Raw genomic sequence first — 24,897 nt, forward strand, 5'->3', positions numbered from 1 at the left:
CCTCTTCACCGATTGACGATGACATGCCATTGTCGGGGGCGCCACCCGGACCGCCCGTCCGGGCCGAGGAGAGGAAGACCCTTGGCCGTACCCCCGCTGATCCGCCGCGGGCCGAGGCCCGGCGGCCCGGCCCGCCGGGCCGCCCGCCTGCTCGGCGCCGTCGTCCTCGCCCTCACCGGCGCGCTGACCGCCGCCGGCCCCGCGCACGCCGACTTCGGCACCGATTACCACGACCCGCTCACCGCCGCGAAGCCGCTCACCCGGCCGGACACCCGCGCCTGCACCGTCGAGGCGATGCACGACCAGCCGTTCCGGGACGGCTACGGCAACCCGCCCGACACCCCGTACACCGCCACCGTCACCCCGCCCGCCGCCTGCGCCGGACCCTGGTCGGCGGTCGTGCTGACCCTGCACGGGCAGGTCGCCGGGCGGCAGTTCGACCGGCTGTTCACCGTCCGGGTCGGCGGCGTGGAGGTCCTGCTCTCTTCCACCCCCGAGCCCTCCGCCGACGGCATCGGATGGACGGTCGAACGGGACGTCACCCGGTACGCGCCGCTGTTCGCCGGCGGCCCGCAGCCGTTCGCCTTCGACCTCGCCAACGTCACCGACGCCACCTACACCGGCGTCTTCCGGATCACCGCCGAGCTCACCTTCTACACCACCTCCGCCCGGTGGCCCGCCGCCCGCACCGCCGACCGGCTGCTCACCACCGGGCCGTTCGGGCTCACCCAGGCCGCCCCGACCGCCACCCGCGACCTCGCCTTCCCGCCGAACCTGGAACGCCTGACCGCCGAGGTGTACGCCCGGGGCGGCGGCGCCTGCGAGGAGTTCGCGTACGCCTCCGCGCCCGACGCGTTCGTCGGCGCGAACCCCGGGCTGGGCGCCTGCGGCAAGGGCCCGTTCCGCGAGCTGCGGCTGACCGTGGACGGCCGGGTGGCCGGCGCGGTCTGGCCGTACCCCGTGATCTACACCGGCGGCTGGGACCCGCTGCTCTGGCGGCCCACCCCCGGCATCTTCGCCTTCGACCTGCCCGCCTACCGGCTCGACCTCACCCCGTACGTCGGCCTGCTGCTGGACGGCCGCCCGCACGCCGTCGGCATCACCGTCAACGCGGCCGAGGCCCAGGGCAACGACGTCTGGACGGGCCAGGTCAACCTGTTCGCCGAGGTCGACCACGGCGCCGCCCGCACCACCGGGGCGCTCACCGACCACGCGGTCGCCCCGGAGGCCGCCGTCTCCACCGCGCTGACCGACCACGGCGGCGGCAGCGGCGACTGGTCCGTCACCGCGGGCCGGCACGACCGGGCCCGCGGCTGGGTACAGACCTCGCACGGCCGGGTCACCACCGAGGTCCGCGACACCCTCGTCTTCGGCTCCACCCAGCGGTTCCGGGACAGCGGCAACGACCTGACGCTGCGCAACCGCACCGACCTGACCCGCACCACCAGCACCTGGGGCGACGGGCCGCGGCGCACCACCACCGTGCACGAGGGCGCGCCGCTGGACGTCGACTACCGCGTCACCCACGACGCGGCCGGCGCGAACGACCAGGTCACCACCATGAACCTCGGCTACCACCGGGACACCACCGGCACGGTCGGCGGCCGGACCACCGAGCGTTCCGCCGTCGACCACACCCTGCGCCCGACCGCCCACCGGCACGACGGCGACAGCACCGTCCGCACCGGCGGCTCCGTCGAGGACTACCGCAGCACCGGGCCCGACGGCCCGTACCACCGCTCCCTCACCACCGTGGACGGCTGGCCGACCGACCGGGGGTGAACCCGGCGCCGGGTCGCACCGCTCCGGCCGCACCGGGCGGACGGTTCGACCCGGCGGGCGCCTCGCAGGCTCCGGCGGGCCGCCTGCTGGCCCCGGCGGGAACGCCGTTACCCGCCCGGTGCGCGGTAATTCGCTGGTGCGGACGACACCGGCCCTGATAGCAATGTGACATGCTACACAACTCCAAAGTCGCCCTCCGGGCCAGACACGACGCCGACGTCCCCGTGCTGCAGGCCGAGCTGTACGACGACGTCGCCACCCGCTCCCGGGCCGACTCCCGGCCCTGGCAGCCCGTTTCACCGGGCGCCGCCGGGTCCCCGTACGCGGTCGCCGCCCCCTCGGACGAGGCCGCCTGCTTCTCCGTCACCACCCTCCCCTCGGGCGACCTCGCCGGCGAGGCCCTCCTCTGGGGCATCGACACCCACAACCGCACCGCCCATCTCGGCCTCGCCCTGCGCCCCGCCCTCCGCGGCCGGGGCCTGGCCCGCGAGGTCGTCGCGCTGCTGTGCCACTACGGCTTCACCGTCCGCGGCCTGCACCGCCTCCAGATCGACACCCTCGCCGAGAACCTGCCGATGATCGCCGCCGCGACCCGCGCCGGCTTCACCCTCGAAGGCACCCTGCGCCGCTCCGCTTGGGCCTACGGCGCCCACCGCGACGAGGTCGTGCTCGGCCTGCTCGCCGAGGAGTGGACCACCCCGGCCGACGTGGCCTCCGACCGGGTCTGACCCGCCCCCGAGGCCCGGATGCGGCCCGGGGGCAGAGCTGCGATGGTTCCAGCCTGGGCCGCGCCCGGCCGGGTGGACGGCGGCCGGGCAGCGCGCCGGCGGAGTCGACGATGGACCTGCACCTGTCGGGCAAGGCCGCCGTGGTGACCGGGGCGGGCAAGGGCATCGGCCTCGCCGTCACCCGGGCCCTCGCCGCCGAGGGCGTCAGGGTGCTGGCCGCCTGCCGGACCGTGACCGAGGACCTCGCCGCACTCGGCCGCACGACCGACGTCCTACCGCTCCAGGCGGACCTCACCGCCGCGGACGGCCCGGAGCGGGCGGCGGGCCGGGGGCCGGCCCGCCGCCCGCTCCGGCGCGGTGTCAGCCGCCCAGTTCGGCGCGGACCAGCCTGGCCGCCTCGACCAGGTGCTCCAGCGAGGCCCGGGTCTCCGTCCAACCGCGGGTCTTCAGGCCGCAGTCGGGGTTGACCCAGAGCCGCTCGGCCGGGATCGCGGCCAGCCCGGCGCGGAGCAGCGAGGCCGCCTCCTCGGTGCTCGGCACCCGGGGCGAGTGGATGTCGTAGACGCCGGGGCCGACCTCGCGCGGGTAGCCTGCCCCGGCCAGCTCGTGGGCGACCTCCATGTGCGAGCGGGCCGCCTCCAGGGAGATCACGTCGGCGTCGAGCTCGTCGATGGCGGTCATGATCGCGCCGAACTCGGCGTAGCACATGTGGGTGTGGATCTGGGTGTCGGCGCGGACCCCGGAGGTGGAGAGCCGGAAGGACTCGGTGGCCCACTCCAGATAGGCCGCCCGGTCGGCGGACCGCAGCGGCAGGGTCTCGCGCAGCGCCGGCTCGTCGACCTGGATGACGGCGGCGCCGGCGGCCTCCAGGTCGGTGACCTCGTCGCGCAGGGCGAGCGCGACCTGCCGGGCGGTGTCGCCGGTCGGCTGGTCGTCCCGGACGAAGGACCAGGCGAGCATGGTCACCGGTCCGGTGAGCATGCCCTTGACCGGACGGTCCGTCAGATCGGCCGCGTAGCGGTACCAGTCGACAGTCATCGGGTGCGGGCGGGAGATGTCCCCGGCCAGCACCGGCGGCCGGACGTAGCGGGTGCCGTAGGACTGCACCCAGCCGTGCCGGGTGGCCAGGTAGCCGGTCAGCTGCTCGGCGAAGTACTGCACCATGTCGTTGCGTTCGGGCTCGCCGTGGACGAGCACGTCGAGGCCCGCCTTCTCCTGGTAGGCGATCACCTCGCGGACCTCGGCCCGCATCCGGTCCCGGTAGGTTCCGTCGTCGATGCGGCCGGCGCGCAGGTCGGCGCGGGCGGTGCGCAGTTCGGTGGTCTGCGGGAAGGAGCCGATGGTGGTGGTCGGCAGCAGCGGCAGGCCGAGCCGGGCCCGCTGCGCCTCGGCGCGCTCGGGGTAGGCCGGGGCGCGGCGGGCGTCCTCGGGGGCGGTGGCGGCGACCCGGGCCCGGACGGCCGGGTCGCGGGTCAGCGCCGAGCCGGCGCGGGAGGCCAGGTCGGCCCGGTTGGCGGCCAGTTGGGCCGCGATGGTGTCGGTGCCGTGGGCCAGGCCGCGGGCCAGGGTGGCGACCTCGGTGGACTTCTGACGGGCGAAGGCGAGCCAGCGGGCGACCTGCGGGTCGAGGTCGCGCTCCAGGTCGGCGTCGAGCGGGACGTGCAGCAGCGAGCAGGACGGTGCGACGTCGACCCGGTCCGCCAGGCCGAGCAACGTGCCGAGGGTGGCGAGGGACTTCTCCAGGTTGTTGATCCAGATGTTGCGGCCGTCCACCACACCCGCCACCAGGCGCTTGCCGGGCACTCCGCCGACGGCGGCGAGGTCGTCGAGGTTGGCGGCGCCGGGGCCGGTGAAGTCCAGGCCGATGCCCTCGATCGGGGCCTTGGCCAGGACGGGCAGGGCCTCGCCGAGCCGGTCGAAGTAGCTGGTGACCAGCAGTTGCGGGCGGTCGGTGAGCGCACCGAGCTCGCGGTAGACGCGGGTGGCGGCGTTCAGTTCGGCCGGGGTGCGGTCCTGGACGAGCGCGGGCTCGTCCAGCTGGACCCAGTCGGCGCCGGCGGCCCGCAGGTCGGCGAGGAGTTCCGCGTAGACGGGCAGCAGCCGGTCCAGCAGGGTGACCGGCCGGAAGTCGGCGGCCACGCCGGGGGCGGGCTTGGCGAGCAGCAGGTAGGTCAGCGGTCCGACCAGCACGGGCCGGGGGCGGTGGCCGAGGCCGAGCGCCTCACGCAGTTCGGAGACCGGCTTGGCGGAGTTCGCGGCGAAGACCGTGTCCGGGCCCAACTCCGGTACGAGGTAGTGGTAGTTGGTGTCGAACCACTTGGTCATCTCCAGCGGTGCGACGTCCTGGGTGCCGCGCGCCATGGCGAAGTAGCCGTCCAGCGGGTCGGTGTCGACGGCGGCGCGGTGGCGGGCCGGGATGGCGCCGACCGCGACCGTGGTGTCCAGGACGTGGTCGTAGAGCGAGAAGTCGCCGGTGGGGACTTCGGTGATGCCCGCGTCGGCCAGCTGCCGCCAGTTGGCGCGGCGCAGGACGGCGGCGGTGGCGTGCAGGGCGGCGGCGTCGACGCGGCCCGCCCAGTACCCCTCGACGGCCTTCTTCAGCTCCCGGTCGGCACCCTGCCTCGGGTAGCCGTACACGGTGGCCTGCGGGGTGGTGGAACTCGGTGACACGGAACTCTCCTTCGCGAGTCGCGCTGCGATCCCGGGAGAGCACGACGGCGTGGAGGTACGGCAGTGGGGGCACGGCACCGGGGTGGGCCCGCCCGCTCCGCCGACCCGCCCTCGAGGTCACCGAGATCACCGCGTGCGGGGTGCACGCGGGCAGTGGCAGGTCTTCGGACTCGCGGGCGCGTCCGCCTGGCTTCCAGGCCGGACACCTACTGGCCGTCGCTTCCCGGGCCCGGCTGGGCCCAGTGCGTGTGACGGCGGTCGTTCCCACTCACCGCTGCGGGGCAGTCCCGGATTCCCACCGGGTTCCCTCTTGCGACGCCGTGGCTGGAGGACACGGCGAACCGACTGCACCGCCCACCCTAGGCCCATCACCGGCGGCGCGTCAGTGATTGTCCGGATCGCGGATGGCCGGGACGGCCCCGGCGGCCCCCGGCCGCCCGGGCAGTTCAGGTGGTGGTCGAGGCGGTGGTCGAGGACGAGCGCGTCACGAAGGACGTGCTGGTCACCCCGGCCAAGGTGCTCGCCGCCGCGCACGCCGTGCCGGCTACCCCCGACGGCGGAGCCAGAACATGACGGCCCGCCATGGCGACGGCCGAAAGGCCGGGTCAGGGGCGCGTGCATGACGTCACAGTGCCACCGGACCGGTCGCCCGCGGCCCACCCGGCGGTTCGCCCGGGACCGGCCGCGCCCGGCGGACGGGCAGCCGCACGGCACAATCACTGTCATGCGGCACATCTTCCTCATCGGCATCGGGGCGGGCGATCCCGACCACCTCACCCTGCAGGCGGTCAAGGCCCTCGCCCGCACCGACGTCTTCTTCATCCTCGACAAGAACGAGGAACGGCAGGACCTCATCCGGCTGCGCCGGCAACTGCTGACCGAGCACGGCCGCCCCGGCCACCGCGTCATCGAGGTCGCGGACGCCGAGCGGGACCGCGCCACCCCGGCGTACACCGCGGCCGTGGACGACTGGCGCACCCGCCGGGCCGACCTGGTCGAGCGGCTGGTCGCCGAGCACCTCGGCCCGGAGGAGACCGGCGCGTTCCTGGTCTGGGGCGACCCGAGCCTCTACGACAGCGTCATCGCCGTGATCGACGAGGTCCTGGCCCGCGGCGGCGCCACCTTCGGGTACGAGGTGGTCCCGGGCATCAGCAGCGTCTCGGCGCTCGCCGCCCGGCACCGCACCACCCTGACCCGGGTCGGCCGCCCGCTGCAGATCACCACCGGCCGCCGTCTCGCCGAGGGCTTCCCCGAGCAGGTGGACGACGTGGTGGTGATGCTGGACGGGCGGGCCGCGTTCACCGGGATCGATCCCGAGGGGCTGGAGATCTTCTACGGCGCCTACCTGGGCACCCCGGACGAGATCCTCGTCTCCGGCCCCCTCGCCGAAACCGCCCCCCGGATCCGCGCGCTCCGCGACGAGGCCCGCGAACGCAAGGGCTGGATCATGGACACCTACCTCCTCCGCCGCTCCGGGAGCTGACCCACACCCGCCCCCGGGCCGACCGGCCCGGGGCCCGGGCGATTCGGGGCCTCAGCCGGAACTGGTTGAAGGCGCCCGCGGTGACCAGGCCGACGACCAGCAGGATCTTGACCAGCAGGGCGGTGCCGTAGCCGGTGGTCCAGAGCGGGGAGACCGCGCCGACGTGCTTCCAGCCGAGCCGGAGGCCGGCGACGGTGACCGCGCCGACGCAGATCATCGCGACCGGACTGAAGCGGCGCCACATCTCGGCCCAGAGCAGGCCGGCCCCGTCGCCGAGGCGGCCGGGGTGACCGATCAGTGGCGCGCGGCGCCCGTTTCACCTGGTGAGGCGGGACGGCTACGAACCGGCCGGGGCCCCGCCGCCGTCCCGGCCGGCCACGTCCTCGGACCGCTCGCCGGCCACCCCGGGCGCCCCGGCTGCCCCGCCGGCGCCCTCGCGCTCGACGGCCCACTCCGTACGGCGTTCGCGGGTCAGGACCCAGTCGGCGGCCCGGCGCGGAGCCGAGCCCGCCGAGCCGCTCCGGGCGGCGGCGGCGCACACCCGCCGCAGCAGGGAGTTCAACTGGGTGCGCTCACCGCGCGTCAGGGACACCAGCAGGTCGTCCTGCACGGCCGACTCGTCGCTGTGCAGGATCTCCAGCGCGAGCTGCCCCGAGGAGGTGAGCGTCAGCACCTCGTGCCGACCGCCGACCTGGACGAACAGGGACTGGACCAGGCCCGCCGCGACGAGATCGTCGAGGGTCTGCGCGGTGTCGACCGCACCCCCGTCGATCCCGGCGACCAGGTCGGGTCGGGCGTGCGGGCCCAGCCGGGCCAGCGTGGAGAGGACGGACAGGTGCGCCGGGCTCATCCCCCGGAACTCCAGGCGCGCCGCGAGCAGGGCGTCCGCCGCCCGGCCGGCCGCCGACAGGAGGTGGACGGTCTGCTCGAAGGGACTCGACGATCCCTTCCCCCTGTCGTACACGTCGCATCCAATCGCTGGTGGAGGGCTGCACCACCTCCGGCGGGGGTCACGGGACCACCGACGCCATGCCACGCTGCCGAACGCCGATCACCGGAGGGCCGCGAAGCCCGCTCGCGCGCCGCGCCGGGCACGGCGCCGCACGGCGCACCGAGGCCAACGATAGCCGCGCCACGCCGATCGGTCTACATCGATGTCGTCCGCGACACCCGCTCCCCCGCCGCCGGCGGCCGGCGCCGACAACGGCCCCGTCACCGGCCCGGGACGGCCCGCGCGGCGTACTCCACGTACTCGTGCAGCCCGTACGCCAGCCCCGGGATCAGCACCGACACCGCCACCACCGCCACCAGCCAGGCCACGCCCACCCGCACCGCGCGACCGCGCGGCAGGACCGGCACCGACCCCAGCAGCGCCTCGACCCGCCGCGGCACCGGACCGGCGCCCACCGACAGCAACGGGTTCCGGCTCCCGCCCGCCCGGGTGGCGGCGGACCCGGCCAGCGCCGCCCGCGCGATCGCCGTCGCCGCCAGCCGGCGGTCCCCCACCGACCCGGCCGCGGCCTCGTCGGCCCACCGTTCCAGGTGGAAGCCCAGCGCCTCCCGCAGGCCCCGCAGCGCCGGGTGCACCGCCGCCGCGAGGTCCGTGACGACGGACAGCACGTGGTGGCGCCCCGCCAGGTGGGCCCGCTCGTGCGCGAGCAGCACCTCGCGCTCCGCCGGACCGAGTTCGCGCACCATGCCCGAGGTCACCACGACCCGCCCGGGGCGCCCGCGGAAGCCGGGCAGGGCGAAGGCCTCCGCGTCGCCGCCCGGCACCACCAGCACGTCGCCGTCGGCCACCCCGTCACCGGTGGACTCCCAGGCCTTCGCGAGCAGCGCGCGATGGGCGAGCCAGCGGCGCGCCAGCAGCACGGCCTGGACCGCCAGCACCACCCCGGCCGCACCGGAGACCGGCACGACGGCCGGCCACCGCTCCAGCACGCGCGCCGGCGGCACCCGCTCCATCGAGGCGAGGAACGGCACGTGGAACAGCGCGACCAGCGCCGCCGCGGTGCCGCCCGCCAGCAGTACGGCCGCACCCGTCAGCGCCACGCACGCCTCGCGCGGCGGCAGGAGCGCGGCCAGCCGGCGGGCGGCGGGCGCCGCGCCCCACGGAGCCAGCAGCGTCAGCGCGACCAGGGCGAGGGCCAGGGTCATGCGCGGCCCTCTCCGTCCGGGGCCTCCAGCAGGAGGCGCCGGAGTACCTCCTCGTCCCCCTCGGACAGCGATGACACGAACCGCTTCAGCACCAGCTCACGGTGCGGGTCGCTCTCCAGTTCACGGCGCATCCGCCCGGCCACCAGACCGGCGGCGTCGGCGACCGGCGCGTACGCGAAGCCCCGCCCCGGGCGGCTGCGCTCCAGCGTCCCGTTCTCGTGCAGCCGGCCCAGCACCGTCGCCACCGTCGTCCGGGCCAGCCCCCGGTCGAGCGCCTCGTTGACCTCCTGCGCCGTCAGCGGCCGCTCGGCCGCCCACAGCACGGCCAGTACGTCCGCGACCAGCTCGCCGTGCGGCCGCCTCGTGTCCCGGCTGTCGTCCACCATGTCTCCCGTCCACGGCCGCGCCGCCGGGCAGACGTACAGCGAACCCGGCGACGCCTGCGCCCTCACCACGGCCGACTACATGGTCGTAGACGATCCGGTCGGATGTTCGTAAGGTATGCCTCACCCAACTGTACTGGCCCCACCGGCAGGGCAGACTGGCCGCAGGAGCGCCGCCCTGGGGCTTCACCATGGTGGCCGGGAGAGTCGGGAGTTCAGGTGTGACCGCGCATCGCGAGCCGTTCCTCTACATCGTCGTCTGCGCGTCGGGCATCGCCGGCGGGGTGGACGAGCTGATCACCGCCGCCCGGGCCGAGGGCTGGGGAGTCGGCGTGATCGCCACCCCGAACGGACTCGGGTTCATCGACCGGAAGGCCGTCGAAGCCCGGACCGGCTACCCGATCCGCTCCGCCTGGCGCACGCCGGGCGACCCCCGGCCGCTGCCCCCGGCGGACGCCATCGCGGTGGCGCCCGCCACGTTCAACACCATCAACAAGTGGGCCGCCGGCATCTCCGACACCCTCGCCCTCGGCATCCTCTGCGAGGCGTACGGCCTGGGCATCCCGGTGGCCGTCCAGCCCTACCTCAACGCCGCCCAGGCCGCCCACCCCGCCTACGCGGAGAGCCTGACCCGGCTCCGGTCGATGGGCGTCCTGATCGGTGACGCCACCCCCCACCAGCCCAAGGCCGAGGGGGCCGGCGCCGCGTACGACTGGACCCGGGTGCTCGACCTGCTCCGCCCGGTGATCACTGCGGCCGGCCGGGAGTAACGGCCCGCCGCCACCGTCACCGGGGGGTCTTCCGGAAGGCGTCCGGGGTGCGGGCGGTCCACGGCCGGGAGTGCGTGCGCGGGAACGGGTCGAGGATGCGGGAGAAGTGGGCGGGATCCTGGGCGGTGCCGCTGCACCGCTCCGAGAGGGTGCCCGCCACCGCGCAGGGCCGGTCCCGCCCGACCGACCAGAAGGCGAGCAGCCGGATGCCCTTCTCGGCCGCGAACCTCGCCAGGCGGGCGGCGTCCTCGGTGGAGAAGACCTCGTTGACGGCGTCGTTGACCCCGATCATCGGGGTGTTGCCCTGCATCGCCCACAGCTGCTCGGGGCTCTTCTCCGGCCAGAGCCGCCCGAGTTGCTCGTGCAGTCCGGTCGCGGCCCCGATCGCGGCGGCGCCCATGTCGAGGTCGGGCCCGTAGTCCATCGTCATGACGTTGACCACGTCCACGTCCAGTCCGTGCTGCCGCGCGTTGGTCAGCAGCCACACCCCGTTGTCGGACAGGCCCCAGGGGTTGACCGGCAGGGTGTAGTCCACGTCGAGCGGGCGGCCGACCAGGCGGTACTCCTGCTGCAGTTCGGCGAGCGCCCGGTTGCGGCGGTCGTCGGCCGGCTGGTCGTCCAGCGCCGCGCCCTCGATGTCGAGGTCGATCCTGGTGACGCCCAGGGTGTTCACCACGCGCCGGTAGGCGGCCTTCAGGGCGCTCACCGTGTCGCAGGCCTGGGCGAGTTCGCGCCCACCGGCCCCGCCGAAGGAGACGATCGCGTCGCCGCCCGCCGTCCGCAGACCCCGCAGGGCCGAGAGCCACTCCGGGTCGTCGACGGGGATGGTGCCGTCGAAGGCGCCGTTGCACCCGCCGTCGCTGACGACGAAGGCGAGGGTGAAGTAGCTCAGGCCGGTGTTCCTGCGGACCTCGGCGAGCGTGTCGGGCGAGTTCCAGGTCTCCAGGTACGGGGCGGTGAAGTGGGCCGGGAACCCGGGGCGGTGGTGGATCGGCGGCCGCACCGGGCCCGTGGAGCCGCGGGAGACGGCGCTCGCGGGCACGACACCGAGCGGCACGGGAGCCGGGGGCGGGGGGCCGGCAGCCGTGGCACCCGGCGGCGTGGAACCGAGCGGCGCAGCTCCGACGGCGGGGGTAGCGACAGGGTGACCGCCGACCGCCGGGGTACCGAGAGGCGCGGAGCCGACCGCGAGGCCCGGCATGGCGGTCGCATGGGCGGGTGCGACGAGCAGCAGAGCCGCGCCCAGGGCCAGCGGGGGGAGGAACGAACTCGGACGGAAGGGGCTGGGCAAGGCGCTGCTCTCTCTTCTGATCCTGGATCGGTGGTCCCCGAGGCTGCCGAGGAGGCCGCCCGGCTCAGAGCCGGACGCCGGAGCGGGTGTCGTGCGGGGGCGGAGGTGGCGGGCGAGACCGTCGGTCCTCGCAGGCGGGACCGTGGACGGCCCCACCCGGGCGGACGCAGGACGCCGGGGCCGACGGGCGTCAGTCCCGGGTGGCCGGGAAATCCACCCCGAGCCTGTCCCCCACCCCGCTGAAGATCCCGACGAAGCACCCGCCGGCCGGCATCAGCGAGCCGCACAGCACGGCGGCGGACTTCTTGGCGTGCGGGAAACGTGACACGGGGGTGCTCCCTCGACAGCGTGAGGCGGGCGGCGCCGGCCTCGATTGCGTCGATTCGTTCCCGTGCGAAGAGTCGGCGGGGGTCGGCCGCCGCGAAATTCACCTGATGGGACGTCACGACCGCCGGCCTGACGACCGGGCTGCGGGCGGTTCAGAGGCTGCGGGCGGTGATGTCGCCGTGGGAGGTGGTGGCGCGGATGGTGAACGCCCCGCTGGGCCACCGGCCGGCCCGTCGGGGCGCCGCCCCGCCGGGTGGCTCAGAGGTGCAGGGTGCCCCGGAGCGTGCGGTGGGCGGCGGGTGGGTGGCCGTGGTGGCGGCGGAAGGCGGTGGTGAAGGCGCGGGTGTCGAGGTAGCCGCAGGACCGGGCGATGTCGGCGATGCCGGTGGCGGAGTCCAGGAGCAGCATCGCCGCCAGGTCGAGCCGCATCCGGCGCAGCGAGGCCATCAGGGAGGAACCGGTCTCGGCCAGGAAGAGGCGTTCGGCATGGCGTGCGGAGAGGTGCGCGGCGGCCGCCACGTCGCGGACGGTGACGGGTCGGGCCAGGTTGTCGGCCAGGTAGCGCCGCATCAGCACCACCGGTGGCGAGAGGCGGGTACCGGGGCTCGCCGTCACCCGCAGGTCCTCCTCGGGGGCGAAGGCCCGGGCCGTCTCCACCACCAGGGCGGTGCCGAGACCGGTCAGCCCCGCCTGGTAGCCGGAGCGCAGCGGGACGGCCTGTTCGGCGAGGGCGGCCACCAGGGAGGCCAGCGAACCGATGCTCCGCGACACCGCCGGCCCGGCCAGGTCGGTGAGTCCGGACCACCAGCCGCGCTCGCCCGGCAGCGGCCCGGGCCGCCCCTCCCGGAGGGTGAACCCCCAGTAGACGATGCCGAGCGGCTCGGCGCGGCTCGACTCGATCTCGTGCACCACGCCGGGGCGGGCGACGAAGACGTCCCCCGCTCCGATCTCGTGGTGCTCCTGGCCGGTGCTGAACCGGCCGGCGCCGCCGTAGGCGAGGCACACCTCGTAGAAGGAGTGCCGGTGCCAGTAGTTGCGCCACGGCGAGGTCGGATAGAACCCCAGGTGGACGAAGTCGGCTCGGAAGTCGTCCACCGGGCAGCTCCGCAGGACGCCGGTGAGCTCGCCGAACGCCCCGGCGTGCGCCAGTTGTCCCAGCGTCAAGCGTTCCTCCTGCCCGTGGGGTCGACCCCGGCCAGCATCATGCCCTGGCCCAGCGACTGGTCATGCGTGCGGACCGCCGGCGGATCCGCCGGGTCGCGGAACTGCACCAGCCAGGTGGTCCGCGCCTCCTCACTGGTGTTGACCCCGGAGGCGTGGATCGTCAGGTAGGAGAAGAAGAGCACGTCCCCGGCCTCGGCGGGCAGGGGCAGCGCCGAGGCCGACGGCACCTGCGGGAGGTGGTGACTGCCCTCCTCCACGTGCTCCAGCGGGCCGAGCCGGTGGCTGCCCGGGACGATGCGCACGCAGCCCCTCTCCTCCGGGGCGTCGTCCAGGTGGAAGATCGCGGCGGCCACCCGGTGGTGGGTGTGCGGGAAGAACGGGTGGTCCTGGTGCGGCGGGAAGGGCGAGCCGTTCTCCGGGGGCTTCACGAACAGCTTGGTGTGGTGCAGTTGCACGTTCGGACCGCCCAGCACGGCCGCCGCGACGGAGGTGAAGCGTTCGTCCACCAGCAGTCGGGAGAAGGCCGCGGAATGGAACTGCGCGTCGTGCAGGTGCTGGATGCGGGTCGGCCGGCCGCCCGCGAGGACGGCCGCCGCACCCCAGGTCGGGTCCTCGCCGGTGTCCAGTGCGGCCAGCAGCCGGTGGGCGCCGCGGCGCAGCTCCGCCGCCTCCGCGCGGTCGAGCAGCCCCTTGACCAGTACGTAGCCGTTCTCCGCGTACTGCTCGGCCAGGGCCGCGAGGTCGGTCACCGTCACGCTCTCACTCCTTCGCCCGGGCGGGAGGCTCCCGCCCGGTTCGGGATCGACGGTAGGCACTCGCCCGCGGCCGTGACAGACACGTGGCGGACGGCTCTGTTCGCGGGACGGACACGCCTGCCGGGGCCTCGTCCAACCGGTCGACGAGGTCCGCGGTGCTCAGGCCCGGGGTGGTCTCCCGCACGACGGCGTCGACTTCGTCCCGGTGGGCGACCCGGTCGGCGTTGCCCAGGAACCGGGGGTCGTCGGCCGTGGAACAGATCCAAGGAGCCCCGCCAGAAGGAGTTCTGGCGGGGCTCCTTGGCATGCGGTGGGCCGGCTCAGCCGACCATTGTCGCCAGGACGGTGCGCCAGTCCTCGCCCGGTTCGGGGGTGAGGGGGGCGGTCAGGGTCTCGGTCAGGTAGTGCCAGGGGCGGCGGAGTTCCTCGTCGGTGTCGGGGGCGGTGGTGATCGGGCTGTCCGTGCCGAGGAGGCGGACCAGTTCGGCGGTGAACTCCGCCCAGGAGACGTGTCCGCTCACCGCGTTGACGACCCGGCCGGCCGCCGGGTGCCCCGGCGTGGTGCAGGCGGCGAGGGCGCGGGCCAGGGCGGCGGCGTGCACCCAGGAGGCGCCGTACCAGTGGTCGGCCACCGGGAGGGCGATCGGGCGGCCGGCCAGGGCGGCCTGGTAGAGGGCGCCGGTGGAGCCCCAGCGGAGCTGGTCGCGCAGGCGGTGGTGCGGGCCCCAGACGATCGGGGCGCGCACGGCGGTGGCCTGGCCGCTCCGGGTGGCGGCGGCTTCGAACAGGATCCGTTCGCAGTCCAGCTTGGCCTGCCCGTACGGGGTGACCGCCGCGCCGCTGGGGCTGCCCTCGGGGACTCGGGTGCCCGTCGGGCGGCCGTACGCGTCGATGCTGCTGACGAAGACGAACGGGCCGCCGCCCCGCCAGCCGTCGACCAGGGCGCGCATCGCGGCGAGGTCGGTGGCGTGGTCGGTGAAGGTGCAGGCGGAGTGGATCACGGCGTCCGCCCCCTCGACGGCGCGCCGCAGGCTGTCCGGGTCGGCGAGGTCGCCCTCCGCCACCTCGGCGCCGTTCAGGGCGGGCAGGTGCGCGGACTCGGGCCGGACCAGCACGCGGACCGGCCTGCCCTGGGCCATCAGCTCCTGGAGGACCGCCGCGCCGACCCCGCCGGTCGCGCCGGTGAGCAGCACGGTGCCGGTGCGGGAGCGGGTGCGCGGGCGGGCGCCGGAGGTCCGGGCGAGGGCCGCGCGGCGCTCGTCCTCGCGGCTGGCGAGCACCGCGGCGAGGGCGCGCGGGGTGCGCTGCTCCAGGATGTCGAGCCCGGTGAGCGGCAGCCCGGTGCGGATCCGCAGGCGTTCGGCGAGCTGGACGGCGACCAGGGAGTGGCCGCCGAGGGCGAAGAAGTCGCCGTCGGCGGGCGGGGTGGTGCCCAGCAGTTCGCCGAACGCCTCCCGGACGGTGTCCACCGGGCCGTCCGGAGGCAGTCCGTCACCGGGAGGTGTGGCGGCGCCCGGCAGCCGGGCGGGGTCGGGGGCGCCGTCGGGGTGGCGCGGCAGTCGGTCCACCAGGGTGACGGCGTGCGGGAGTTCGGCGGCCGGGAGGCGTCCGCGCAGGGCGGCGCGCAGCTCGGTGCCGGTCGGGGCGACCGGTCCGCGGACCACCGCGTAGGCGAGCGGCGGGCCGTCGGCGCGCTCGATCACGGCCGCCTCGACCACGCCGGGGTCGGCCAGCAGGCCTTCCACCACCGGGTGTTCGGCGGCGGCCAGGAGGCGTCCCGGCAGTTCGGACAGGTGCGGGTCCGCCTCCCCCGCCACCGCCGTGAGCACGGCGGCGAAGGCGTCGAGCAGGTGGACGGCGGTGGCCTCGTCCAGCACGTCCCGGTCGTGCTGCACCAGGCAGCGCGGCGCGGGGCCCTCCTCGACGAGCAGGGCCAGGCCGAACTTGGCCAGCCCCAGGTCGAGTTCGACGTTCTCGGAGGTCAGGCCCGGCAGCGTCAGCGGTGCGGCGGGCTGGATCAGGTCACAGGTGACCGACAGCAGCGGGGTGCCGTCGGTGCCGCGGGCGGCCGCGCCGAGCCGCTCGACCACGAGGTCGAACGGCACGTCGTGGTGCCGCTGGGCGTCGAGCAGTTCGCCCCGTACGGCGGTCAGCAGTTCCGCGAACGACGGGTCTCCGGCCGGGTCGGCCCGGACGGCGAGGGTGTTGACCGCGAGGCCGACGGTGTGCCGCAGGTCGGGCCGGGCGCGGTGGCCGCTGGCACAGCCGAGGACGAGGTCGTCCTGCCCGGAGGCGGTCCGCAGGGTGGCGAACGCGGCGGCCAGGACGACGGTGAACAGGGTGGCGCCGTGCCGGGCGCCGAGGCCGCGCAGGCGGTCCAGGACGGCGGGGTCCAGCGGAGCGGCGTGCAGCGCGGCCCGGCGTTCGCGGGCGCCGGGCGGGACGGCCCGCAGCAGCGCCGGCGGGCGGGCGCCGGTCAGCCGGGCGGCGAGCGCGTCGGCGGCGGCCGTGAGTTCGGCGTCCCGGGCGCGCTCCTGGCGGGCGTACTCGGCGTACGGCGGTCCCGGCGCCGGGAGTCGGGGCGGCGTGCCGTCGCGAGCGGCCTCGTACAGCGCGGCCAGGTCGGCGGCCAGGACCGGCAGCGAGCCTCCATCGACGGCGATGTGATGGATCGTCAGGACCAGGGTGTGGTCCTGCGGCCCGTTCCGCAGCAGGAGGGCGCGCAGCACCGGTCCGGTGGCGAGGTCGAACGGGCGGGCGGCCTCGGCGGCGAGCTGCACCGCGGCCGCCTCGTCCGTCGTGGCGTCCACGACCGGCAGCGGCACCGGGGCGACCGGGTCGGTCTGCTGGTACGGCTGTCCGGCGCGGCTCGGGTAGCGGGTGCGCAGGACGGCGTGCCGTTCGGTCAGCCCGGTGAGCGCGGCGGCGAGGGCCGCCCGGTCGAGCGGACCGCGCAGCCGGGCGGCGATCGGGACGTTGTACAGGGCGCCGCCCTGGCCGAGGTGGTCCATCAGCCACATCCGCTGCTGGGCGTGCGAGAGCGGGGCCGGGCCGTCGGGCACGGTCGGGCGGCGCGGCGGGGCGGCGGCGCTGCGCCGGCCACGGGCGCGGCGCAGCAGGTCGGCCTGGTCGACGGCGGTCACCGGCCCGCTCCCGGCGCCTCGTCCGAAGCGGCGGCGGGGACCGTTGCGGCGGGAGCTCCCGCACCGCCCACGCCGTCGGCGGCCCGCAGGCCCCGTTCGAGCAGCTCCGCCTGCCCGGCGACGGTCGGGTGGTCGAGGAAGTCGCCGAGCGACAGCTCGACGCCGAGGTCCTCCCGCAGGTCGTCGACGACCCACATGGCGAGCAGCGAGTGGCCGCCCTCGGCGAGGAAGTCGGCGGCCGGGTCGGTGATCGGACGCTCCAGGGCCCGGCTCCAGGCCTCGGCGACGACCTGCTGGATCGGGGTGAGCGCGACGCGCTCGGCGGGGCGCTGCCCGACCTCGTCGGCGGCGGCCAGTGCCCGCCGGTCCACCTTTCCGGCACCGGTCAGCGGCAGCGCGGCGAGCACCGTCCAGGCGGTGGGCAGCAGATGGGCGGGCAGTCGCTCGGCGAGCCGGGCGCGCAGCGTCCCGACGGCCTGGCCGGCGCCTTCGGCGAGGACGACGCAGGCGGTGAGGGCGGCGTCGTCCTGCCCGGCCCTACGGACCACGACGGCCGCCTCGGCGACCTCGGGGAGCTGCAGCAGCGCGTGCTCGACCTCGCCCGGTTCGATCCGGAAGCCGCGCACCTTGACCTGCTCGTCCGTACGGCCGTGGAACTCCAGCGTGCCGTCGGGCAGTTCGCGCACCAGGTCGCCGCTGCGGTAGGCACGCCCGACGTCCGGCAGCTCGCGGAAGCGCTCGGCGGTCAGCTCGGGCCGGTTGACATAGCCCTGGGCGAGGCGTTCACCGGCGATCCACAGCTCGCCGACGGTGCCCGGCGGGACCGGCGCGAGCCGCTCGTCCAGGACGAGGACGCGGGCACCGCCGAAGGGCCGGCCGATCGGAACGGCGCCGGCACAGTCGGCCTGGGTGACCCGGTGCAGGGTGGTGAAGGTGGTGGCCTCGGTCGGTCCGTAGACGTTGACCAGTTCGAGCCACGGGAAGGCGCGCAGCACCGAGCCCGCGTGCTCGGGCGACAGCACCTCGCCGCCGACCGCCAGGGTGCGCAGCACCCCGAAGATCCGCGACTGCCGGGCGGCGAGGTGGTGGAAGAGCGCGCTGGTGAGCAGCAGGGTGGTGACGCCGAACCGCTCGACGTCACGGCCCAGGTCCTCCGCGGTCGGCCGGTCGGCCGGCGAGACGGCGACGGCGGCGCCGCGGGCCAGCGGGGCCCACAGCTCGAAGGTGGAGGCGTCGAAGGTGACGGCGGAGTGGAAGAGCACCCGGTCGCGCGGGCCGACCGCGATGGCGTCCGGGGCGGTGACCAGGTCGGTGACGGCGCCGTGCGGGACGAGCACGCCCTTGGGCCGCCCGGTGGAGCCGGAGGTGTAGAAGACCAGGGCGGGCGCGGCCGGGTCGGCGGTGTCAGGCGCCACCGCCCCGGTCGCGTCGGTGCCGTGCTCGGTCAGCACGAGGGTCCGGTCCTCGGTGAGGCCGGCCTCGGCGAGCAGCGCCTTGTCGCCGAGGACGAGCCGGACTCCGGCGTCGGCGGTCATCTCGGCGATGCGCGGGCGCGGGTAGGCCGGGTCGAGCGGGAGGACGTGGCCGCCGGTGCGCCAGATCGCGAGCTGGGCGACGACCAGGCGGGTGGAGCGGGCACAGAGCAGGCCGACGGCGCTGCCGGGGCCGATTCCCCGGGCGGTCAGGACGGCGGCCAACCTGGCTGCGGCGTCCACGAGTTCGCGGTAGGTGAGGACGGTGGAGCCGTCGGTCACGGCGAGCGCGTCGGGCTGCCGTTCGGCCTGTTGGGCGATCAGCGCGGGCAAGGTCGCGATGGTCATGGTATTCCCTTCCGGGCGCCCCGGCGGTACGGCCGGGGCGCCCCAGTGAGGCGGTGCGGGAGGGTCAGGCGGTCGCGGCCGGGGCGGCCGCCCGCTCCTCGACCAGTCGGGCGACGGCCCGCAGGTCCGGCTGGCGCAGCACCAGGGGTGCGCGCAGCCGGATCCCGTACGCGCTTTCGAGCGCCTCCAGCAGTCGGGCGGCGGCGAGCGAATTGCCGCCGGAGGCGAGGAAGTTGTCGGCGAGGCCGAGGTCGGCACGGCCGATCAGCTCACGGCAGAGCTTCAGTACGGTGCGCTCGGCGGGGGTGTCGCCCTGCTCCGCCGCCGCGGGCTCCGGTGGCACCGCGGCCAGCAGCGCCCGGCGGTCCACCTTGCCGTTGGCGTCCAGCGGGAAGCGGTCCACCAACCGGACGGCGGAGGGCACCGCCTGCTCGGGAAGCCAGGGCCGGACGGCGTCCAGCAGCCGCGCCGGGTCGATGCCGCCCTCGGAGGCGGCCCCGCCGGCCTCCCCGCCCTCGCCCACCTGGACGAAGGCGAGCAGCCGGACGCCACCGGCGGGCGCCTGCTCGGCGGCCACGACCGCCCGGCGCACCCGCGGGTCGCGCTCGAACGCGGCCTCGACCTCGGCGGGTTCGATCCGCACACCGCTGACCTTGACCTGGTCGTCCAGGCGGCCCTGGAACTCCAGCACCCCGTCCGCACGCATGACGACCCGGTCGCCGGTGCGGTAGACCCGGTCGGTGCCGTCCACGCCCTCGGGGGCATCGAGGAAGCGGAGGGCGGTCAGCTCGGGGTCGAGGTACCCGGCGGCCAGGCCGCGCCCGCCGATCCGCAGCTCACCGGAGACGCCGCGCGGCACCGGCCGGCCGTCCTCGTCGGTGACCAGCACGACCGCGCCCGCGATCGGCAGCCCGATCGGCGGTGCGCCGTCGCCGTGGTCGCCGCCGGGGGCCATCGTGTGCACGGTGGTGGTGACGGTGGCCTCGGCGGGGCCGTAGGCGTTGTGGACGGTGGCGGTGACGTCCGGCCCGGGGGCGCGGCGCAGCCGGTCGCCGCCGACGGTGAGGTGGCGCAGCGCCAGCCCGGCGGGCCACGGGCGGCCCAGGACGGGCTCGGCCAGCGGGGTGGGCAGGACGGCCACGGTGATGCCGGCCTCGCCCCACCAGTCGGTGAGCGCGCCGGAGTCCCAGCGGACGGCCTCGGGGGCCACCACCAGGGCGGCGCCGGAGGTGAGACCGGCCCACAGCTCCATCACGTGCGGGTCGAAGGCGACGCCGATCAGCAGGCTGTGCCGCTCGCCGGGGCCGAGGCCGGTCAGCTCGCGGTACCACCGCAGCATCGCGCCGAGCGCGGGCCCGGTGACGGCGACGGCCTTCGGGGTGCCGGTGGACCCGGAGGTGAGCACCGCGTAGTGGGTGCCGGCCGGGACGGGCACCTGCGTGCCGGACGCCAGGGCGGCCACCACGCCCTCGGTGGGCAGGTCCAGCGCGAGGCGTTCGCCACCCGGCGGCAGCAGGTCCGGCTCGCCGACCAGGCAGGCCGGTCGCAGCTGCTCGGCGACGGCCCGCAGCCGGCGCTCGCCGGGGCGCGGACCGAGCGGCAGGTGGACGGCGCCGAGCTTGGCGGCGGCCAGGGTGACGGCCACCAGCGACACCGAGTGGCCGAGGCAGACGCCGAGCAGGTCGCCCGGGCCGACCTTGCCGCGCAGGGCTTCGGCCGTTCTGTCGGTGAGGCGGTCGAGCTCGGCGTAGCTGTAGGTCCGCTCGCCGTCGATCAGCGCGGGGGCGTCCGGGGTGCGCTGCGCCCAGCTGGTGAACAGGTCGAGGATCGCGCCGTCCCGGTACGGACGGCCGGATGCGACGCTCAGGGATTCCATCATGGTCTCCTCAGTCTTGACGAACCGTCAGTTCAGGCCCATGGAGCGGGCGATGATGACCTTCTGCACCTCGGAGGTGCCCTCGATGATCGTGGTCATCCGCACGTAGCGGTACAGGAACTCCAGCGGGTGGCCCCGCACCCAGCCGGTGGCGCCGTGCACCTGGAGCGAGCGGTCGACCGCCCGCACCGCGGTCTCGGAGGCGGTGAGCTTGGCGAGCGCGGCGTTCTCGGGCGACTCGGTGCCCTCGTCGACCAGCCGGGCGCAGGCGAGGGTGAGCAGCTTGGAGGCCTCGACCTCGGCCCGGGTCGACACCAGGTGCTCCTGGACGTGCTGGTACTCGCCGATCACCCGGCCGAAGGCACGCCGGTCCCTGGCGTACTCGACGCCGATGCGCAGCGCGTACTCCGCGATGCCGTTGCACATCGCGGCGACCACCAGGCGGCCGCGCGAGAGGCTGTCCATGGCGAGGGCGGTGGCGGCGCCGACCCCCTCCTCGCCGCCGATCACGGCCTCCGGGCCGACGGTGACCCCGTCGAGGAGCAGCTCGAACAGCGGCTCGCCGGACATGCCCTCATAGCGCTGGCCGATCCGCAGCCCGGGCTGGTCCATCGGCAGCACGAAGGCGGTGGACCCGGTCGTGGGACCGGCGCCGTCGCCGAGGTCGGTGGCGGCCACGACCAGCGCGATCCCGGCGTGCTCGGCGTTGCTGACGAAGGTCTTGCGCCCGTTCAGCACCCACCGGTCGCCGTCGCGCCGCGCGGTGGTGGTGAGCCGGAAGGCGTCGGAACCGGCGTGCGGCTCGGTGAGGGCGAGGCAGCGGGTCTGCTCGCCGCGCACCAGCGGGATCAGGTGGCGCTCGATCTGCTCGGGGGTGCCGTGGCGCAGCAGCGGGCTGGGACCGTCGGAGCCGGCCAGCGCGTACGGGGCCAGGACGCAGCCGCTGCGCCCGGCGGCGTGGTGCAGCAGGACGACGGCGGTGAACGGCATGCCGGAGCCGCCGAGCTCCTCCGGGTAGTCGCCGGCGTAGAAGCCGAGCGCGGCGGAGCGCTTGCGGACGTAGCTGCGCAGGTCGCCCGGCACCTGGTCGGCGGTCTCGGGCAACTCGGCTGCCAGCGGGACGAGTTCGCGGCGGACGAAGCTCTCGAAGGCCTCGACGAGTTCGCGGTGGCCGTCTTCCAGGACGGCGGAGGGCGCGGTCATCTCGGTGCCGCCTTTCACTTCTGGCCGATGAGGGCGCGGGCCTGGTCGGCCAGCACGGCGTGGCGGAACAGGGTGCGCAGCGGCGGCCGGCTGCCGAGGTGCGGCTCCAGGTGGGCGGCGAGCTGCGCGGCGAGCAGCGAGTGGCCGCCGACCTCGAAGAAGTGCGAGTCCGCGGAGAAGCGGTCGTGGCCGAGCACCTCGCGCCAGGCGGCGGCGATCAACTCCTGGGCGGGGTCGGCGAAGGCGCTCGGCACGGTCTCCGCATCGGCGGCCTCCTCGGCCTCGTCCGCCAGCCGGGCGAGGGCGGCGCGGTCGGGCTTGCCGCCGGGCAGGGTCGGCATCGCCGCGACGGCGGTCCAGCTCGCCGGGACGAGTCCGCCGGGCAGCCGGCGGGCGAGCGCCTCGTGCAGGCCGGCCTGGTCGGGGCGGTCGGTGCCCTCCAGGAATCCGAGCAGCCGGGGACCGGTCTGCGGGTCGGTGTGCAGCACCACCGCGCAGGAACGGCCGCCGAGTTCGGCGGAGGCGGCGGCCTCGATCTCCTCCAGCTCGATGCGGTGGCCGCGGAGCTTGACCTGGTTGTCGGCGCGGCCGAGGAAGCACAGCCGGCCGTCCAGGTCGCGGTAGCCGCGGTCGCCGGTGCGGTAGACGCGGGCGCCGTCGAGCGCGGGGACGCTGACGAAGCGGGCGGCGGTCGGCTCCGGCAGGCCGAGGTAGCCGTCGGCCAGCATCGGCCCAGCGACGACGAGTTCGCCGACGCAGCCGGCCGGCAGCGGGCGCAGGGTGTCGTCCAGGACGTACATCCGGACGCCGTCCAGCTCGGTGCCGAGCGGGACCTCGGCGTCCTCGGCGACATCGGCGGCGGTCACCTGGTACACGGTGGAGGTGACGGTGGCCTCGGTGACGCCGTAGCCGTTCAGCACGGTGGTGTGCTCGATCAGGTCCGCGAGCGCCCGGGCGGGCAGCCGCTCGCCGCCGAGCACGAGCAGCCGGGGCGACCAGCGGTCGTCGCGCAGCGCCTCGCACAGGTCCTCGCGGACGGCGAGCAGGTAGCTGGTCGGCAGGTTGGCGACGGTGACGCCGCGGGCGGCGAGGACGGCCACCAGCTCGGGCCCGGTGGGCACCTCGCGCTGCGGCACGACCAGGGCGGCGCCCACGGCGAGCGCGGGCAGCACCTCCTCCAGCGCCACGTCGAAGGACGGCCGGGCGAACAGCAGCACCCGGTCGGCGGAGGTGAGTTCGTAGCGCGCGGCGATCGCGGCGACGTAGCCGGCGAGCGCCGCACGGCCGACCCGGACGGGCTTGGGCACACCGGTGGAGCCGGAGGTGTGGATCAGGTAGGCGGCGCCGTCCAGGGCCTCGGCGGGCTCGGCCTTCGGGAACGCCGGGCCGTCCAGGAGCGCCGGGGTGACACCCTCGGCGGGCAGCGCGAGGGCGCTTTGCCGGGTGGCCAGGACGAGGGCCGGGCTCAGCCGCTCCAGCAGCAGGCCGAGCCGGGCGGCCGGGTCCTCGGTGGACAGCGGCGCGTAGACGGCGCCGTGACGCAGGCAGGCGAGCAGGGCGACCACGCTGTCCGCGCCGCGCGGCAGGACGGTGGCCACCGGCTGACCCGGGGCGACCCCGGCGGCGCGCAGCCGCTCGACCAGCGCGGCGACGCGGCGGTCGAGTTCGCCGTAGCTGATCCGCTCGCTGCCGGCCAGCAGGGCGAGTGCGCTCGGATCGTGGGCGGCGGCCGGGTCGAGCAACGCCGGGGCGTCGGCGGGCACGGCCGGGGCGTCCGCGGGCGCGGTGGCGGGCGGCTCTGCCGCGGGCGCCGGGGCCAGCTCGGCGATCGGCGCCAGCGGGCGGTCGAGGTAGCAGCGCAGCAGCTCCAGCAGCCGCTCGGACAGCAGCACGGCCTCGGACTCGCGGAACAGGTCCGCGTCGTAGTCCCAGACCAGGGTCATGCCGGCGACGCCGTGCTTCTCGCCGACCACCCGGCGGTCGTCGGGCAGCAGCACCAGGTCGAGGTCGAAGCGGGTGGTGCCGGTGTTGAAGCCCTCGTACAGCGAGACCTCCAGCCCGGGAGCCTGGACGTCCGGCAGCGCCGCGTCGTGCGCGCTGAACATCACGTTCCACAGCGGGTTGTCGGCGCCGCTGGTGTGCAGGCCCAGGCGGCGGGTCAGCTCCTGCACCGGCAGGTCCTGGTACGGCAGCGCGCGCATCAGGACGTCGGTCACCTCGTCCACCGCCTCGGTGCCGGGCGCGGCGGGACCGAGCCGCAGGCGCAGCGGCACGGTGTTCACGAACATGCCGACGGTGCCCTCGAAGCCCTCCGGGCGGTTGCCGACGGCGGTGCCGACCACGAGCTCGCGGTGCCCGCTGTGCCTGCGCAGCAGCTCGGCGAGCAGGGCGAGCATGGTGCTGAACGGGGTGTGGCCGTCCGCCTTGCTGCGCTCGCGCAGCCGCTCGGCCAGGTCGGCGCCGATCGACTGGCGCAGCTGGCCGCCCCGGTGACGGCGCTCGGCGCCCGGCCGGGCCAGCCCGGGCAGCGTGACCTCGCGCGGCGCGTCGGCCAGCTCCTTGGTCCAGAAGTCGAGTGCGCGCTCGCGGGACACGTCGGCGGCGGTCCGCGCGTGCTCCTCGTACGAGGGGGCGGCGGGCAGCTCGTAGGGCTCGCCGAGGACCTGGGCGCGGTAGACGGTGAACAGGTCGCGCAGCAGGATCGCGAAGGAGTGGCCGTCGTGGACGAGGTGGTGCTCGACGTGGATCAGCCGGTGGTGCTGCTCGGCGATCCGGACCAGGTGCCAGCGCAGCACCGGCGCCCGCTCGGTGTCCACCGGCTCCTCGGCCTCGGCGGCGAGCAGTCGCCGGAAGGCGGCGTCCGGGTCGTCCTCGGCGGTGAAGTCGCTGTGGCGCAGCTCCGGCCGACACCCCTCGGCGACCCGCTGGCCGGGCAGGCCCTCGGGCCGGGGCACCAACTCCAGGCGCAGGCCCGGGTGGTGGTCCAGGACGGCGGTCAGACCCGCGTGCAGCGCGTCCCGGTCGAGGGTGCCGTACAGGTCGAGGACGGCGGTGAAGTTGTAGGCGCGGCTGCCCGGCAGCATCTGTTCGTGCAGCCAGACGATCTCTTGCGACGGAGAGAGTGCGAACATGGGCGGTTCCCTTGTGTGGTGGGCTTGTCGGCACGTCGGTGGTGGCGCCGGCGGCGGGCGTGGGGTGGTCCCGGTCCGGCTGGTGACCGGGGCGCACCGAGGTGACGGTGCGGTCCCGGGTCGGGGCATCTGCACGGTCGGGCCCGTCAGGGCCCGCGCGTCCAGGCGCGGTGGATCCGGCGAGGCGGATCCGGTGGGGGAGCTCAGGCCCGCG

General features: G+C 75.7%; 20 protein-coding genes and 1 riboswitch. Of the genes, 6 read left to right on the top strand and 14 right to left on the bottom strand.

Annotated features, from left to right (window positions below; genetic code table 11):
- Positions 1-81 precede the first annotated feature (81 nt).
- The 3 genes from OG618_RS08040 (at position 82) to OG618_RS08050 (ending at position 2,977) form a co-directional block, all read left to right on the top strand.
- Complete coding sequence (locus tag OG618_RS08040; protein ID WP_329486597.1) at positions 82-1,782, top strand: peptide-N4-asparagine amidase; 1,701 nt, start codon at positions 82-84, stop codon at positions 1,780-1,782.
- A 170-nt stretch (positions 1,783-1,952) separates the two neighbouring features.
- Complete coding sequence (locus OG618_RS08045; protein ID WP_329486598.1) at positions 1,953-2,510, top strand: GNAT family N-acetyltransferase; 558 nt, start codon at positions 1,953-1,955, stop codon at positions 2,508-2,510.
- Positions 2,511-2,620: 110 nt separating this feature from the next.
- Entirely contained in the window at positions 2,621-2,977 is a 357-nt protein-coding gene (locus OG618_RS08050; RefSeq protein WP_329486599.1) for an SDR family NAD(P)-dependent oxidoreductase, read from the top strand.
- Here OG618_RS08050 and metE read toward each other — a convergent pair.
- Positions 2,871-5,180: a 5-methyltetrahydropteroyltriglutamate--homocysteine S-methyltransferase gene (gene metE, locus OG618_RS08055; protein ID WP_329486601.1), complete on the bottom strand. Its 2,310-nt coding sequence runs from the start codon at positions 5,178-5,180 to the stop codon at positions 2,871-2,873. The two genes, OG618_RS08050 and metE, sit on opposite strands and share 107 nt — an antisense overlap.
- Before the next feature lie 138 nt (positions 5,181-5,318).
- Positions 5,319-5,542: riboswitch (cobalamin riboswitch) on the bottom strand.
- Between the two features lie 88 nt (positions 5,543-5,630).
- On the opposite strand from metE, the gene OG618_RS08060 reads away from it, so the two are divergent.
- Together OG618_RS08060 and cobF are read left to right on the top strand one after the other, a co-directional pair.
- Positions 5,631-5,753: a hypothetical protein gene (locus tag OG618_RS08060; RefSeq protein ID WP_329486603.1), complete on the top strand. Its 123-nt coding sequence runs from the start codon at positions 5,631-5,633 to the stop codon at positions 5,751-5,753.
- 151 nt (positions 5,754-5,904) lie between these two features.
- Positions 5,905-6,663, top strand: a complete 759-nt coding sequence (gene cobF, locus OG618_RS08065; RefSeq protein ID WP_329486604.1) for a precorrin-6A synthase (deacetylating) — start codon at positions 5,905-5,907, stop codon at positions 6,661-6,663.
- Here cobF and OG618_RS08070 read toward each other — a convergent pair.
- From OG618_RS08070 to OG618_RS08085, 4 genes are all read right to left on the bottom strand, one after another.
- Positions 6,626-6,907 (bottom strand): CopD family protein, encoded by a 282-nt coding sequence (locus OG618_RS08070; RefSeq protein ID WP_329486606.1) that lies wholly within the window; start codon positions 6,905-6,907, stop codon positions 6,626-6,628. The genes cobF and OG618_RS08070 overlap by 38 nt on opposite strands.
- Before the next feature lie 93 nt (positions 6,908-7,000).
- Positions 7,001-7,627 carry a MarR family winged helix-turn-helix transcriptional regulator gene (locus OG618_RS08075; RefSeq protein WP_329486607.1) on the bottom strand — a complete coding sequence of 209 codons (627 nt, stop codon included), beginning with the start codon at positions 7,625-7,627 and terminating at the stop codon, positions 7,001-7,003.
- A gap of 248 nt (positions 7,628-7,875) precedes the next feature.
- Positions 7,876-8,820: a M56 family metallopeptidase gene (locus OG618_RS08080; protein WP_329486608.1), complete on the bottom strand. Its 945-nt coding sequence runs from the start codon at positions 8,818-8,820 to the stop codon at positions 7,876-7,878.
- Positions 8,817-9,206: a BlaI/MecI/CopY family transcriptional regulator gene (locus tag OG618_RS08085; RefSeq protein WP_329486609.1), complete on the bottom strand. Its 390-nt coding sequence runs from the start codon at positions 9,204-9,206 to the stop codon at positions 8,817-8,819. Before OG618_RS08085 ends, OG618_RS08080 begins: the two co-directional genes overlap by 4 nt.
- Before the next feature lie 188 nt (positions 9,207-9,394).
- Between OG618_RS08085 and OG618_RS08090 the strand changes: the two genes are divergently transcribed.
- Complete coding sequence (locus tag OG618_RS08090) at positions 9,395-9,973, top strand: flavoprotein (protein ID WP_329486610.1); 579 nt, start codon at positions 9,395-9,397, stop codon at positions 9,971-9,973.
- A gap of 16 nt (positions 9,974-9,989) precedes the next feature.
- On the opposite strand, the gene OG618_RS08095 is transcribed toward OG618_RS08090, so the two are convergent.
- The 9 genes from OG618_RS08095 to OG618_RS08135 form a co-directional block, all read right to left on the bottom strand.
- Entirely contained in the window at positions 9,990-11,015 is a 1,026-nt protein-coding gene (locus OG618_RS08095) for a chitinase (protein WP_329486611.1), read from the bottom strand.
- Positions 11,016-11,454: 439 nt separating this feature from the next.
- The gene (locus OG618_RS08100; RefSeq protein WP_329486612.1) at positions 11,455-11,592 is read right to left on the bottom strand and encodes a hypothetical protein; all 138 of its coding nucleotides are present in this window, start codon (positions 11,590-11,592) and stop codon (positions 11,455-11,457) included.
- 257 nt (positions 11,593-11,849) lie between these two features.
- A complete protein-coding gene (locus OG618_RS08105) occupies positions 11,850-12,755 on the bottom strand; it encodes an AraC family transcriptional regulator (RefSeq protein ID WP_329486613.1) in 906 nt (301 codons plus the stop codon).
- A complete protein-coding gene (locus OG618_RS08110; RefSeq protein ID WP_329486614.1) occupies positions 12,752-13,510 on the bottom strand; it encodes a phytanoyl-CoA dioxygenase family protein in 759 nt (252 codons plus the stop codon). Before OG618_RS08110 ends, OG618_RS08105 begins: the two co-directional genes overlap by 4 nt.
- 320 nt (positions 13,511-13,830) lie before the next feature.
- Positions 13,831-16,653: a condensation domain-containing protein gene (locus OG618_RS08115; RefSeq protein ID WP_329486615.1), complete on the bottom strand. Its 2,823-nt coding sequence runs from the start codon at positions 16,651-16,653 to the stop codon at positions 13,831-13,833.
- Positions 16,650-18,473, bottom strand: a complete 1,824-nt coding sequence (locus OG618_RS08120) for a non-ribosomal peptide synthetase (protein ID WP_329486616.1) — start codon at positions 18,471-18,473, stop codon at positions 16,650-16,652. Before OG618_RS08120 ends, OG618_RS08115 begins: the two co-directional genes overlap by 4 nt.
- Positions 18,474-18,537: 64 nt before the next feature.
- Positions 18,538-20,352, bottom strand: coding sequence for an amino acid adenylation domain-containing protein (locus OG618_RS08125; protein WP_329486617.1), 1,815 nt, complete (start codon positions 20,350-20,352; stop codon positions 18,538-18,540).
- Positions 20,353-20,376: 24 nt separating this feature from the next.
- Positions 20,377-21,552 carry an acyl-CoA dehydrogenase family protein gene (locus tag OG618_RS08130; RefSeq protein WP_329486618.1) on the bottom strand — a complete coding sequence of 392 codons (1,176 nt, stop codon included), beginning with the start codon at positions 21,550-21,552 and terminating at the stop codon, positions 20,377-20,379.
- 14 nt (positions 21,553-21,566) lie between these two features.
- Positions 21,567-24,683 (bottom strand): non-ribosomal peptide synthetase, encoded by a 3,117-nt coding sequence (locus OG618_RS08135; RefSeq protein ID WP_329486619.1) that lies wholly within the window; start codon positions 24,681-24,683, stop codon positions 21,567-21,569.
- Positions 24,684-24,897 lie beyond the last annotated feature (214 nt).

Source organism: Kitasatospora sp. NBC_01246, assembly GCF_036226505.1.
In the GTDB taxonomy this organism is placed as follows: domain Bacteria; phylum Actinomycetota; class Actinomycetes; order Streptomycetales; family Streptomycetaceae; genus Kitasatospora.